Genomic DNA, 13,720 nt, shown 5'->3' with positions numbered 1-13,720 from the left:
AGACCGTATGTGGTCTTTTCCCGCCCTGTCGAGGCCCTTTGGGGGTTTGTGGTGTTCAGTAAGCGTTTGCTGCGGCTGGTGGTGCCTGCGGCGATGATCGCGGGTGGCGTGGTGGTCGTCGCCGGGTCGAGCGGGTCGGCGGCCGAGCCGCACCCGTACCGGCCGCCGTTCGCGGCGGGGAAGCACAAGGCGGAGTACGACGCGCACTCCGTGATGGTGAAGTTCAAGCCGAAGGCGAGCGCCGCGAACCGGCGGGCCACGGTGTCGCGGTACGGCGCGACGGCCGAGGACCCGGTGGCCTCGAACGCCGTGAAGCTGACCAGCGACCTGCCCGCGCCGGAGCTGCTGAAGAAGGTCAAGGCCGACCCGACGGTCGAGCTGGCCTCGCTGAACTACAAGCGCTACATCTCGGCCGTCCCGAACGACGAGTACTACGGGACCGACCAGAAGGCGTACCTCAACACCGTCCGCATGCCGCAGGCGTGGGACCTGTCGAAGTCGACCGGCAGCCAGATCGTCGCGGTCCTGGACACCGGCGTCGACGCCGGCCACCCGGACCTCGTCGGCCACCTGGTGCCCGGCTACAACGCGGTCTCCAGCACCCGGCCGAACCCGGTCGACGACCACGGCCACGGCACCATGACGCTCGGCATCATCGCCGCCGCCGCGAACAACGGCATCGGCGTCGCGGGTGTCGGCTGGAACGTGAAGGCGATGCCGGTCAAGGTCCTCGCCTCCGACGGCACCGGCTACGACGCCGACATCGCCGAGGGCATCGACTGGGCCGTCGCCCACGGCGCCAAGGTGATCAACATGTCCCTCGGCGGCCCGGACGACAACCCGATCCTGCACGACGCGGTCAAGCGTGCGTACGCCAAGGGGGTCGTCACCGTCGTGGCGGCCGGCAACGACGGCGACGACAGCCTGCAGTACCCGGCCTCGTACCCCGAGGCGATCGCGGTCGCCGCGACGGACGCCGCGGGTTCGTTGACCGACTTCAGCTCGTACGGTGACTGGGTGGACATCGCGGCGCCGGGCCGGGACATCCTCACCACCGGCTCCCGCCCGCTGACGCCGCCCGGGTACGAGCCGTACTGGTACTGCACCGGCACCTCCTGCTCGGCCCCGATCGTCGCCGGGATCGCCGCCCTGGTGAAGAACAAGTGGCCGACGTTCACCCCCGCCCAGGTCGCCCGACGCCTCGAGGTCCTCGCCCGCGACGCGGGTCCGCGCGGCATCGACCAGTACTACGGCCACGGCATCGTCGACGCCTACCAAGCCCTCGGCGGCCGTTTCACGACCGACTTCCCGATGGGCCCGGCCGACGGCAATGACGAGCCGGCCAGGGCCACCAAGATCGCGGTCGGTGGCACGTACAGCGGCGCGATCACGGTCGAGGGCGAGACCGACTGGTACGCCGTCGACAGCACCAGCAACTTCAACGTCAGCGTGACGGGTCCCGAGTTCAACGGCGATGTGTATTCGTCGAACTTCGGTCCGTCGATCGACGCGTACGACAAGAACCTGAAGGGCATGGCCCACGCCGACACTCCGTTCCCGACCGGGACGGACCCACGGACCGGTGGTCCGGCCTGGAAGCCCCTGACCGCGTCCCAGGACGTGCCGGTGACCGGAGGGACCACGTACGTCGCGGTCCGGAACACCAACGGTTCGCGGAGCACCCGCCCGTACACACTTACCCTCACCGCGGTCGGGCAGATCGGCGGGAACGGCACAGCCGATCACGCGATCCGGGACGTATCTCCCGCGGATCTCTCGACGACCGCGAGCACTCTCGTGAAGCCGGTGGTGACGTTCGCGCGTGACGTCTACGCGGACACCGTCGTCAGCGGTCTCAAGTTGCACAACGGCAGGACCGGTGCTGTGGTCCCGGCGGACGTAACCTACGACTCGGTCACCCACCAGGCCACGATCGCCCCGCGCGCTCCGTTGCCGGAGGCGACTCCGTACAGGATCTCGGCCGACGGTGTCATGGAGATGGCGCCCGACCTGCCGCTGCCCCCGTTCAGCACCGTATTCAGCACAGAGGACCTCACGCCGCAGCCGGTCCGGATCGGTGGTAGTGGCGCGTATCTGGCAGCCAACCTCGCGTGGACGATTCCGGCGACGCCGGACCTGGATCAGGTGATCGTGCGGCGGAACGTGGGGAGCAAGGCGCCGACGCCGACGACCGGGACGTTGGTGTACGCCGGTACGGGTACTGCGGTGAAGAACACCGGGCTTGCGCAGAACACGACGTACACGTACGGCGCCTGGGTGCTCGACCGGACCGGGCACTACAGCCCGATCGCGGTGAAGCAGTTGCTCGGGATGAGGTCCGGGATCGCGGTCACGTCGACGTTGATCAACTACGGCGGGGCGATCACGATCAAGGGCAGCACCTTGCGGATCGACAACAAGGCGTACGCCGGGCTGCCGGTGAACGTGTACGTCCGCCCGAAGACGTCCTCGAAGTTCACGTTGCTCGCGGCGCTGAAGACCACGTCGACAGGGACCCTGTCGGTGACGCACAAGCCGCTGGTCTCGTCGGTCTACATGCTGACGTTCCCCGGGAACGCCGACCTGATGGGCACCCGGACCGTCGACGTGCTCGTGCAGGTGCGGCCGACGATCTCCGCGGTGCTCTCGCCGGCGACGATCACGCTCGGGAAGACCACCGCGTTCAGCGGGTACGTCGCCCCGGCGCACGCGGGCAAGCCCGTGTACCTGCAGCAGTACGGCAACAAGGTGTGGAAGTCGATCGCGTCGGTGAAGCTCAGCACGTCCGGCAAGTACGCGTTCGGCATCCGGCCCGCGGTGCGCGGCAAGATCGCCTACCGGGTCTGGTTCCCGGCCGACGCGGACCACGCGACGGCGTACTCGGCGTACAAGATCGTCACTGTCAGCTGACGGGAGTCGACCACCCCTTCGCTGTACCTCTGGGTACAGTGAGGGGGTGGAGACGGTCGAGCGGTTGATCCGGAGTGCGCAGGATCTGTTGTGGGAGCGCGGGTACGTCGGGACCTCGCCGAAGGCGGTGCAGCGGCTGGCGGACGCCGGGCAGGGGAGCATGTACCACCACTTCGCCGGCAAGGCGGACCTGGCGAAGGTGGCGATCGAGAGGTCCGGGGCGGAGCTGCGGGAGGTCGCCGAAGGGCAGCTGGGGCGTGACGGTACGGCGGGTTCGCGGATCGAGGGGTATCTGACCCGCGAGCGGGAGGTCCTCAAGGGGTGCCGGATCGGGCGGCTCGCGGCGGATCCGGAGGTGGTCGCGGATCCGGTACTGCGGACACCGGTCGCGGAGACGTTCGCGTGGCTGCGGCAGCGGCTCGCCGAGGTGGTTGCCGAGGGCAAGCGTGACGGCGAGTACCCGGAGTCGCTCGACCCGGAGCGGACTGCCGCGACGATCGCCGCCGTACTGCAGGGCGGTTACGTGCTCGCCCGGGCGGCCGACTCGCGCGAACCGTTCGACCTTGCGGTCAAGGGACTGATCGACCTGCTGGAGGCGAAATGAAGATCGGCGCGGTGTTCCCGCAGCTCGAGATCGGCGCGGATCCGGCGGTGGTCCGCGAGTGGACGACGACGGTCGAGGCGGCCGGCTACAACCATGCGCTCGCGTACGACCACGTGCTCGGCGCGGATCCGGCGAATCGTCCCGGCTGGACCGGGTACACCGACAAGTCCTTGTTCCACGAGGTTTTCGTGCTGTTCGGCTACATGGCCGCGATCACCACGACGCTCGAGCTCGTCACCGGTGTCCTCGTGCTCCCGCAGCGGCAGACCGCGCTGGTCGCGAAACAGGCCGCCGAGGTCGACGTGCTGAGCGGCGGCCGGCTGCGGCTCGGCGTCGGCATCGGGTGGAACCAGGTCGAGTACGACGCCCTCGGCGTACCGTTCTCGAAGCGCGGCGCGCGCCTCACGGAGCAGGTCGAGCTGCTCCGCAAGCTGTGGGCGGACCCGGTGATCTCGTACAACGGCACGTTCGACCACGTCGAGCAGGCCGGGCTGAATCCGCTGCCCGGGCGGGAGATCCCGATCTGGTTCGGCGGCGGCGCGGAGGCCGTACTGCGGCGTACCGGGCGGATCGGCGACGGGTGGATGCCGCAGTCCGCGCCGGACGAGACCGCGCGCCGGCAGGTCGCGGTGATCCGGCAGGCGGCCGAGGAGGCCGGGCGTGACCCGGGGCAGGTCGGCATCGAGGCGCGGTTGAGCCTCGGTGCCGTCCCCGAGCAGGACTGGCTCGCGTACGTGGACGGCTGGCGTGAGCTGGGCGCGACCCACCTGTGCGTGAACACGATGAACATGGGCCTGACCAGCCCTCGCGAGCATGCCGAGGTGCTGCGGAACGTGCTGCCGAAGCTCGGTCAGTGACGGTTCGCGGTCGAGCCGCGGATCGCCAGCGGGCACGGCAGCGTGATCACCTCGGTCGGGCGGTCCGGGTCGGCGATCCGCTCGCGGAGCAGCTGGATGCCGGTCTCGACGATGCTGTGCACAGGCTGCTCGACCGAGGTCAGGTCGAACGCCTCCCAGGCGGCCATCTCGGTGTTGTCGAAGCCGACCACCCAGACGTCGTCGGGCACCCGGGCGCCGACCGCACGGGCACCGTCCAGGATGCCGAAGGCGAGCAGGTCCGTGACCGTGTAGATCGCCGTCGGCGGCTTCTTCCGGGACAGTAGCTTCACCGCGGCGGCGTGGCCGGCGGAGTGCGGGACGTCCACCGGGACCACGTTGCCCGGCTTGATCTTCACGCCGGCGTCGGCGAGCGCGGCCCGGAAGCCGAGGTCGCGGTCGCGGGACGTGTTCCCGGTGTGGGTCAGCGTCACCAGGCCGATGTCCGTGTGCCCGTGGTCGACCAGGTAGCGGCCGGCGTCATACGCGCCCTGGTAGTTGTCTCCGACGACCTGGTCGCAGTCCAGCCCGTCGATGCCGCGGTGCAGCAACACGGTCGGCGTCCCGGAGGCGAGCGCCATCGAGTGCAGCTTCGAGTCGTACGTCGCGGACGTCAGCAGGAACCCGTCGACGAGCCGCTGCTGCAGCACCTCGGCGACGGCCTCCTCCGGATCGTGCTCGATGTTCCAGAGGATCATGTGCTGGCCCATCGAGCTCAGCACCCGGCCGATCTCGTCCAGCAGCTCGGCGTGGAACGGGCTGGTCACCCGGGTCATGAACACGCCGATGGTGTCGGTGCGCCCGGTCTTCATCGCGCGGGCCAGGGCGTTCGGTTTGTAGTTCGCGTCCTTCAGCACCTGCAGCACCCGCGCCCGGGTCTCCGCGTTGACCTTCGGGTTGTTGGTCAGCACCCGCGACACGGTCGCCTGCGAGACGCCCGCCAGGCGTGCGAGATCGCGGCTCGTCGGTGGTCGTGACATCTCTGCCTCCCCTCGTTCCAGGATGTGAACCCTACTCAAGAGTCGCGGCCCGAGCCGTTGACCACGCCCAAACAGCTGTGTATACGTATTCAATGTCTGAGTGTATACGTATTCATCCCCTCGTGGATGGGAGATTCCGGTGCAGACACAAACCCCCGACCTGAACCGCCGCAGGTTTCTCGCCGGACTGACGGGACTCACAGCTGCCGGCCTGCTGGCCGCCTGTGGTGGCAACGGCAACGCAAGCAGCGGCGGCAAGAAAGGCCTGACGTTCCTGAACTGGGAGCAGGTCAAGGGCAACCCGTTGGAGCAGGCGATCCAGGCGTTCGAGAAGCAGTCCGGGACGCATGTGACGATCCAGCCCGCGGTCACCCAGGAGTACGACACCAAGATGCGCACGCTGATCGCCGGCGGCAGCCCGCCGGACGTGATGCGGATCAACGACGACTTCGTCCGCGGCTTCTCCGAGCAGGGAGCGCTGCTCGACCTGCAGCCGTACATCGACAAGGACAAGCTCGACACGTCGCAGTTCGCCAAGGAGACGTTCGACTTCCCGAAGCAGCCGGACGGTTCGCACACCGCCTGGGTGCTCGGGTACGAGCCGCGGCTGATCTTCTACAACGTCGACCTGTTCAAGGCGGCCGGTGTACCGCTGCCGCCGACCACCTGGTCGTCGGACGGCTGGACCTGGTCCGACTTCGAGGCGAAGGCGAAGAAGCTCACCGACCCGGCGAAGCAGCAGTACGGCGCACTCGTCTACCTGGACACCGGCTACGAGCAGACGTTCACGGTGAACCATGGCAGCCAGACGGGCATCTTCTCCAAGGACGGCACCCGGTTCACGCTGTCCGACCCGAAGGAGTCCGAGGCGCTGCAGTGGGCGACCGACCTGACCTGCAAGGACAAGGTGCAGCCGCCGTGGTCGGCGTTGCAGCAGGACAACGTGCAGAACCAGCTGTTCGCGCAGGGCAAGATCGCGATGATGTTCGCGACCTTCGGCACCGTGCCGTACATGCGGCAGACGATCAAGGACTTCACCTGGGACGTCGCTCCGCCGCCGGCTGACGTGGAGCAGAAGACCGAGTCGAGCGTGATCGTGTTCTGCATCCCGAAGAAGGCGAAGAACCCGGACGCCGCCTGGGACCTGCTGAAGTACCTGGCGAGCGAGGACGGCGGGAAGATCCTCCTCCAGGGCGGCGCCTTCACGCCGATCAACCTCAAGGCCGCGGCCGGGCTGGCGCCGAACGGGAAGGCTCCCGCGCACATCGGGCTGTTCGCCGAGGCGGCCAAGCACCTCACCGCGACCAACCAGACCAAGAACACGATCGGCGCGCGTGAGCTGTACCGGCCCGCCCTGGACACGGCGTACAACTGCGAGAAGCCGGTCGCCGACGTTCTGCAGCAGGTCAAGCCGCAGGTGGAGAACGCCTTGAAGGGTTGATGTCGATGGCAACCATCACGATGGCGCGCGACACCGCTCGCACGGTCCGGCAGGCCGACATCCGGCGGGCGCGCCGCAGACGGAACCTCACCGGCTGGCTGTTCATCAGCCCGATCGTGGTCGGCGTGGTGGCGTTCCAGTTGTTCCCGATCCTGGTCTCGATGGTCGCGTCGCTGACCGACTGGAACGGCATCGCGGCACCGAAGTTCATCGGGCTGAAGAACTTCACCGAGATGTTCACCGACGACCCGCTGTTCCTGCAGACGTTCAAGAACACGGTGTACTTCACGGTCGCCAGCATTCCGCTGACGATCGGGATCGGCCTGGTGCTGGCGCTGCTGTGTGCCCGGCCGATCAAGGGCGTGGCCTTCTTCCGGACGGCGTACTTCGCGCCGTACGTGACGAACGTGGTCGCGATCGGCTTCGTCTGGTTCTGGTTCTTCCAGCCGGGCAACGGCGTGATCAACGGACTGCTGCACCAGCTCGGGATCGACGGCCCGCAGTGGCTGTCGAGCTCGGCCTGGGCGATGCCGGCGGTCATCGTCGTCAGCGTCTGGCAGGGCATCGGCTACCCGATGATCATCCTGCTCGCCGGTCTGCAGGGGCTGCCGAACGATCTGTTCGAGTCCGGGAAGCTCGACGGCGCCGGCGCCTGGCAACGGCTGCGGTACATCACGCTGCCGCTGCTGACACCGCACTTCCTGTTCCTGCTGATCACCCAGTTCATCTCGACGTTCCAGGTCTTCGGCCTGATCTACGTGATGACCAAGGGCGGGCCGGGGCACGCCACCAGCGTCTACATCTACAACATCTATCAGAACGCGTTCAGCTACGGGAAGGTCGGCTACGCCTCGGCGATGTCGTGGGTCCTGTTCGTGGTGATCGCGGCCGTCACCTACCTGCAGTGGAAGCTGCAGAAGAGGTGGGTGTTCTACACATGAGACTCGTCTCCAAGACCTCGCAGTACGTCGTCATGTCGCTGTTCGCCGTCGTCTTCCTGGCGCCGCTGGTCTGGATGATCAGTGCGTCGCTCAGACCCGAGGCGAAGGTGCTGAGCGTGCCGCCGAAGTTCCTGCCGACCGACGCGCACTGGGACAACTACCGGCAGGTGTTCGAGCTGATCCCGGTGTTCCTCTGGAACAGCGTGAAGCTCGCCGGGCTGAACGTGATCGGCATCCTGATCGTCGCGTCGATGGCCGGTTTCGCGTTCGCACGGCTGAAGTTCGCCGGCCGGGACATCGCGTTCATGGTCCTGCTCGGTACGTCGATCATCCCGGGCATCGCGTACCTGATCCCGCAGTACATCGTCTTCCAGCACATCGGCTGGGTGGACACCCAGTACCCGCTGTGGGTTCCGAAAGTTCTGACACCGGTGTTCGCGACGTTCCTGATGCGGCAGTCGTTCATGACGATCCCGCAGGAACTCGAGGACGCGGGCAAGATCGACGGCGCGTCGACGTTCGGCATCTACTGGCGGATCATGCTGCCGCAGACCAAACCGGCCCTGGCCGCGATCGGGGTGTTCACGTTCCTCGAGTCGTGGAACGACCTGTTCGGGCCGCTGATCTACATCACTTCCGAGAACCTGCAGACCCTGCCGGTGGCGCTCGCCCAGTTCCAGGGCGAGTACTTCACCCAGATCAGTCTGCTGATGTGCGGCGCGACGGTCTCCGTCGTACCGGTGATCGTCGTCTTCCTCTTTGCACAGCGCTATTTCATCCAGGGCATCACGATGACAGGAATGAAGGGGTGAGCACCGTGCCGGACCGGCTCGTTGCCATGCAGATCGGAGCCATCTCGTTCGTCGACGAAGGCGTCGACCGGACACTCGACATCCTGGCCGAACGCGGCGCGGTCAACGCGCTGTTCCTGGCCACGCCGACCTGGACCCGGGGGACCGGCGGCCGGCAGATCCCGGGGCACCCGATCCCGGACCACGGCGGTCAGGAGTACGACCTCGGCTGGGTCGGCGGGAACTACGCGACACCGCACCCCGAGTACTACGGGAACACCGTGCTGGGCGCGGCCGGGGACGCGCCGGAGAACCCGGAGTTCGACCTGCTGGGCGACGTCATCCCGAAGGCCCGCGAGCGGGGCATGCAGTCGTTCGCGTGGATGGAGGAGAGCGGCGGCGCCCGCCAACTGCGGACGTACCCGAACTTCGCGAAGGTGCTCGAGGTGGATGCCTGGGGCCGGCCCGGGCGGCGGCCGTGCTTCAACAACCCCGACTACCGGAACTGGCATCTCGGGTTCGTCGAGGACTACGTGCAGAGCTACGAGCTGGACGGGCTCGCCTGGTGCTCGGAACGCCCGGGCCCGCTGAACATGCTGATGCAGGGCACCGTCGACGTGGCCGAGGTCGGTTGCTTCTGCTCGCACTGCCGGGCGGTCGCGCGGGAGCGCGGGATCGAAGTGAACCGGGCGATGCAGGGCTACCGCGAGCTCGTCGACTGGAACCAGCGGGTCGGCGCCGGTGAGCGGCCGGTGGACGGCGCGTTCGTGGCGTTCTGGCGGATCCTGCTGAACTTCCCCGAAGTACTGGCCTGGCAGACGTTGTGGACCGAGAGCCAGCGGCAGCTGTACCGGGACATCTACGGTGTGGCGAAGGCGATCTCCCCGGAGGTCCAGGTCGGCTGGCACGTCTACCACAACATCTCGTTCAGCCCGTTCTATCGCGCCGACCAGGACTACGCCGAGATGGCGAAGTTCTCCGACTTCATCAAGGTCGTGATCTACAACAACTGTGCCGGCCCGCGGTTCTTCACCTGGGTGAAGAGCATCTGCGGCGCGCTGTTCGCCGACGCCGAGCCGGAGGACGTGTACCCGTTGATGATGAAGCTGCTGCAGCTCGACGAGGGCGACTACGAGAAGCTGCCGCAGTCCGGTTTCACCTCGGAGTACGTCCGGCGGGAGACCGCGCGGGCCGTCGCCGGCGTCGGCGGGCAGAGCAAGATCTACCCGGGGATCGACATCGACATCCCCGTCGGGGTGGCCAAGCAGCGCGGGCTGGAGAAGCCACGGGACCTCGGCACCAAGATCAACTGGGACGACAACGAGGGCGAGCTGACCCGGTGCACGCGGGAGTCGGTGCGGGACGCCACGCTGGCCGCGTTCGCCGGCGGCGCGGAGGGCGTCGTACTGAGCAGGAAATACTCGGAAATGCTGCTGGAGAACCTTTCCGGCGCGGGAGACGCGGTCCGGGGCCTGTCGTGAAGCCCTGGTACCAAAGGACTTTTCGATGGGCGCAGACCAACCTCACCGAGAAGGACCCGGCGCGGTACGACGCCGACTGGTGGCGGGCGCACTGGCGACGGACGAAGGTCCAGGGCGTGATCATCAACGCCGGCGGCATCGTCGCGTACTACCCGAGCAAGTTCGAGCTGCAGCACAGGGCGGAGTACCTCGGTGACCGCGACCTGTACGGCGAGATCGTCGGCCTGGCACGTGCGGACGGGCTGACCGTGCTGGCGCGGATGGACTCGAACCGGGCCCATCAGCCGTTGTACGACGCGCATCCGGACTGGTTCGCCGTCGACGCCGACGGCAACCCTTACCGGGCGGGCGACCTCTACGTCGCGTGCGTGACCGGCCCGTACTACCGGGAGTTCCTGACCGGGATCCTCGAGGAGATCATCGAGCGGACCGCGCCGGACGGGGTGACCGACAACAGCTGGAGTGGGCTCGGGCGGGACTCGATCTGCTACTGCCCGAACTGCCGGGAAAGGTTCGGGCAGGAACTTCCGAAAACGGTTTCCTGGTCGGATCCGACGTACCGGCAGTGGATCCGCTGGAGCTACGAGCGGCGGCTGGCGGTGTGGGACCTGAACAACGCCGTGACGACGCGGGCGGGCGGCCCGGACTGCCTGTGGATCGGGATGAACGGCGGCGATGTCGTTGCCCAGAGCAAACGGTTGCGGGACGACGTGGCGATCTGCGAGCGGGCGAAGATCTTCCTGCTGGACTCCCAGTGGCGGCACGACGAGTCCGGGTTCCAGGCGAACGCGGACGCCGGCAAGCGGCTGCACGGGCTGCTCGGCTGGGAGACGCTGATCCCGGAGAGTACGGCGATGTACGACGCGGGGACGCCGACGTTCCGGCTCGGGAGCAAGCCCGAGCCGGAGGCGCGGATGTGGGCGATCGAAGGCTGGGCCGGGGGGATCCAGCCGTGGTGGCACCACATCGGGTCGGTCCACGAGGACCGGCGGCAGTACGCGACGGCGGAGCCGTTGTTCGGCTGGCATGCCGAGCACGAGGAGTACTTGGTCGATCGGGAGCCGGTCGCCACGGTCGGTTTGTTGTGGAGCCAGTTGAGTGTGGACTTCCACGGGAAGGACGATCCGGTCGAGGTCAGCCAGCTGCCGTACCGCGGCTGGGTGGATGCGCTGGTGCGGGCCCGGATCCCGTACCTGCCGACGCAGGTGGTGGACGAGCGGTTCGAGGTGCTCGTCGTTCCCAATGTCGGCGTCCTGACCGATGAGCAGTGCGCTCAGCTGGAGGCGTACGTCGCGGGCGGCGGAAGACTCGTCGTGACCGGGGAGTCAGGCCTGTACGACGAGTGGGGCGATCGGCGGGATCGTTGGGCGCTAGGGGATCTGGTCGGCGTCCGGCACCAGGGAAAGCGTTTCGGTGACGGTTCGGTGGGCGACTGGGAGACGTACGACTCGCACAGCTACCTGCGCATCGAGGAGCGGGCAGTGTTCGACGCCGACACCGACGTACTGCCGTTCGGTGGGCAGTTGGAGGTGGTGGAAACCGATGCGCGGAAAGCGCTCACGTGGATCCCGCCGTTCCCGATCTACCCGCCGGAGAAGTCCTGGATGGAGGAGCCGCGGACCGACGTACCGGCGCTGGTGCTCGGCGAGCGGACGGCGTACCTGGCGGCCGACGTGGACCGGCTGTACGCGAAGCATCACCATCCGGACCACGGCCGGCTGCTGGCCGAGCTGGTGCGCCACGACGGGATCCCGCTGCGCGTCGACGGTGCCGGCGTACTGGACTGCCAGCTCTACCGGCAGGGCGACCGGCACATCCTGCACCTGGTCAACCTCGACCAGGGCGGCGCCTGGCGCGGACGCCTGGAGGAGCTCACGCCGGCCGGCCCGTTCGCCGTGTCGCTCAGAGTGAGCGCCTCCCGGGCCCGCCTCCTCGTCTCGCGCCAGGAGGCGGAGGTGCAGCGGCAAGAGGGCTGGATTACGGTGTTGGTATACCGGATAACGGATCACGAAATCCTACTTCTCGACTAGTTCTCGACCAAGGAGCCACCAGTGTCAGTCGACGTCACCGGCCCGCTGCACGAGCGGTACGACGAGATCCTCAGCGAGCGGGCGCTCGGCCTGATCGAGACGCTGCACCGGGCGTACGACGGCCGCCGGCGTGAGCTGCTCGGGAAGCGCGCGGAGCGGATCGCGGCGATCGCGGCCGGGACGGAGCTGGGGTTCCTGCCGGAGACGAAGGAGATCCGCGACGACCCGGAGTGGCGGGTCGCGCCGCCCGCTCCGGGGATCGTCGACCGCCGGGTCGAGATCACCGGGCCGACCGACCGGAAGATGACCATCAACGCGCTGAACTCCGGCGCCAAGGTCTGGCTGGCCGACCAGGAGGACGCGAACACGCCGACCTGGGAGAACGTCGTCGGCGGCCAGCTGAACCTGCTGGACGCGATCACCCGGAAGATCGACTTCAGCACCGATTCGAAGAGCTACAGCCTGAAGCCGGACGACGAGCTCGCGACGATCGTCGTCCGGCCGCGCGGCTGGCACCTGCCGGAGAAGCACATCCTGGTGGACGGTGCGCCCACCTCGGGATCGTTGGTGGACTTCGCGTTGTACTTCGCGGCCTGCGCGCAGCTGCAGCTCGACCGCGGCCAGGGCCCGTACTTCTACCTGCCGAAGATGGAGTCGCACCTCGAGGCGCGGCTGTGGAACGACGTGTTCGTCACCGCGCAGGAGGCACTCGGGATCCCGCGCGGGACGATCCGGGCCACGGTCCTGATCGAGACCTACCCGGCGGCGTTCGAGATGGAGGAGATCCTCTACGAGCTCCGCGAGCACTCGGCCGGCCTGAACGCGGGCCGCTGGGACTACATGTTCAGCGTGATCAAGACCCACCGCTCCAGCGGTCCGGCGTTCCAGCTGCCGGACCGGAACAGCGTCACGATGACTGTGCCGTTCATGCGCGCGTACACCGAGCTGCTGGTGCGGACCTGCCACAAGCGCGGCGCGCACGCGATCGGCGGCATGGCGGCGTTCATCCCGAGCAAGGACCCGGCGGTGAACGAGCAGGCGTTCGCGAAGGTCGAGGCAGACAAGACCCGCGAGGCCGGCGACGGCTTCGACGGCTCCTGGGTCGCGCACCCGGGCATGGTCGAGACCTGCCGCAAGGTGTTCGACTCGGTCCTCGGCGACCGCCCGAACCAGATCGACAAGCTCCGCGAGGACGTCGAGGTGACTGCCGAGCAGCTGCTCGACGTGGCCGCCACTCCCGGTGAGGTCACCGAGGCCGGCCTGCGCAACAACGTCAGCGTCGCGCTGCAGTACCTCGCGGTCTGGCTCGACGGCACCGGCGCGGTCGGCATCTTCAACCTGATGGAGGACGCGGCCACCGCCGAGATCTCCCGGTCCCAGATCTGGCAGTGGCGCCGCAACCAGGTCACGCTCGACACCGGCGAGACGGTCAGCACCGAGCTGGTGGAGCGGATCGCCGACGAGGAGATCGCGAAGCTCGGCGACCCGGCCCGGTACGCGGCCGCCCGATCGCTGTTCCTCGAGGTGGCGCTGGCCGACGAGTACGTCGACTTCCTGACGCTGCCGGCGTACGACCGCTTCAGCTGAATAATTACGGTAATGGCCGTAAAGCGTTGACTCTGACGCTTTACGGCCCTACGGTCGCGCCATAAGTCGAGTTCAGGACG

Annotated in this window: 10 protein-coding genes; 9 read left to right on the top strand and 1 reads right to left on the bottom strand. The window is 67.9% G+C overall.

From position 1 onward, the window contains the following. Positions 1-51 precede the first annotated feature (51 nt). The 3 genes from AB0M51_RS27985 to AB0M51_RS27975 are packed head-to-tail and all read left to right on the top strand — an operon-like array spanning position 52 to position 4,371. A complete protein-coding gene (locus AB0M51_RS27985; protein ID WP_363751172.1) occupies positions 52-2,910 on the top strand; it encodes a S8 family serine peptidase in 2,859 nt (952 codons plus the stop codon). A 46-nt stretch (positions 2,911-2,956) separates the two neighbouring features. Continuing rightward, complete coding sequence (locus tag AB0M51_RS27980) at positions 2,957-3,514, top strand: TetR/AcrR family transcriptional regulator (RefSeq protein ID WP_344188560.1); 558 nt, start codon at positions 2,957-2,959, stop codon at positions 3,512-3,514. Beyond that, the gene (locus AB0M51_RS27975) at positions 3,511-4,371 is read left to right on the top strand and encodes an LLM class F420-dependent oxidoreductase (RefSeq protein ID WP_344188559.1); all 861 of its coding nucleotides are present in this window, start codon (positions 3,511-3,513) and stop codon (positions 4,369-4,371) included. The genes AB0M51_RS27980 and AB0M51_RS27975 overlap by 4 nt, the downstream gene beginning before the upstream one ends. Here AB0M51_RS27975 and AB0M51_RS27970 read toward each other — a convergent pair. Next, on the bottom strand, positions 4,365-5,369 hold the full coding sequence (locus AB0M51_RS27970) for a LacI family DNA-binding transcriptional regulator (RefSeq protein WP_344188558.1): 1,005 nt from the start codon (positions 5,367-5,369) through the stop codon (positions 4,365-4,367). The genes AB0M51_RS27975 and AB0M51_RS27970 overlap by 7 nt on opposite strands. Before the next feature lie 139 nt (positions 5,370-5,508). Between AB0M51_RS27970 and AB0M51_RS27965 the strand changes: the two genes are divergently transcribed. Genes AB0M51_RS27965 through aceB form a run of 6 tightly spaced genes read left to right on the top strand, consistent with a single transcriptional unit; the run spans position 5,509 to position 13,640 of the window. Beyond that, a complete protein-coding gene (locus AB0M51_RS27965; protein WP_344188557.1) occupies positions 5,509-6,810 on the top strand; it encodes an extracellular solute-binding protein in 1,302 nt (433 codons plus the stop codon). A gap of 5 nt (positions 6,811-6,815) precedes the next feature. Further along, entirely contained in the window at positions 6,816-7,751 is a 936-nt protein-coding gene (locus AB0M51_RS27960) for a sugar ABC transporter permease (protein ID WP_344188556.1), read from the top strand. Beyond that, a complete protein-coding gene (locus tag AB0M51_RS27955) occupies positions 7,748-8,563 on the top strand; it encodes a carbohydrate ABC transporter permease (protein WP_344188555.1) in 816 nt (271 codons plus the stop codon). Before AB0M51_RS27960 ends, AB0M51_RS27955 begins: the two co-directional genes overlap by 4 nt. After that, complete coding sequence (locus AB0M51_RS27950) at positions 8,560-10,023, top strand: hypothetical protein (protein ID WP_344188554.1); 1,464 nt, start codon at positions 8,560-8,562, stop codon at positions 10,021-10,023. Before AB0M51_RS27955 ends, AB0M51_RS27950 begins: the two co-directional genes overlap by 4 nt. After that, entirely contained in the window at positions 10,020-12,053 is a 2,034-nt protein-coding gene (locus AB0M51_RS27945; protein ID WP_344188553.1) for an alpha-amylase family protein, read from the top strand. The genes AB0M51_RS27950 and AB0M51_RS27945 overlap by 4 nt, the downstream gene beginning before the upstream one ends. Before the next feature lie 21 nt (positions 12,054-12,074). Continuing rightward, positions 12,075-13,640, top strand: coding sequence for a malate synthase A (aceB, locus tag AB0M51_RS27940; protein WP_344188552.1), 1,566 nt, complete (start codon positions 12,075-12,077; stop codon positions 13,638-13,640). Positions 13,641-13,720 lie beyond the last annotated feature (80 nt).

Origin of the sequence: Kribbella sp. NPDC051137, assembly GCF_040682535.1 — a bacterium.
Classification (GTDB): domain Bacteria; phylum Actinomycetota; class Actinomycetes; order Propionibacteriales; family Kribbellaceae; genus Kribbella; species Kribbella karoonensis.
This window is presented reverse-complemented; position numbering and strand designations above follow the sequence as displayed.

What these genes read in the sequence shown, in the direction of transcription:
- AB0M51_RS27975 (WP_344188559.1), top strand. Translation starts at nt 3,511, where the DNA reads ATGAAGATCGGCGCGGTGTTCCCGCAGCTCGAGATCGGCGCGGATCCG.
- AB0M51_RS27970 (WP_344188558.1), bottom strand. Translation starts at nt 5,369, where the DNA reads ATGTCACGACCACCGACGAGCCGCGATCTCGCACGCCTGGCGGGCGTC.
- AB0M51_RS27960 (WP_344188556.1), top strand. Translation starts at nt 6,816, where the DNA reads ATGGCAACCATCACGATGGCGCGCGACACCGCTCGCACGGTCCGGCAG.
- AB0M51_RS27955 (WP_344188555.1), top strand. Translation starts at nt 7,748, where the DNA reads ATGAGACTCGTCTCCAAGACCTCGCAGTACGTCGTCATGTCGCTGTTC.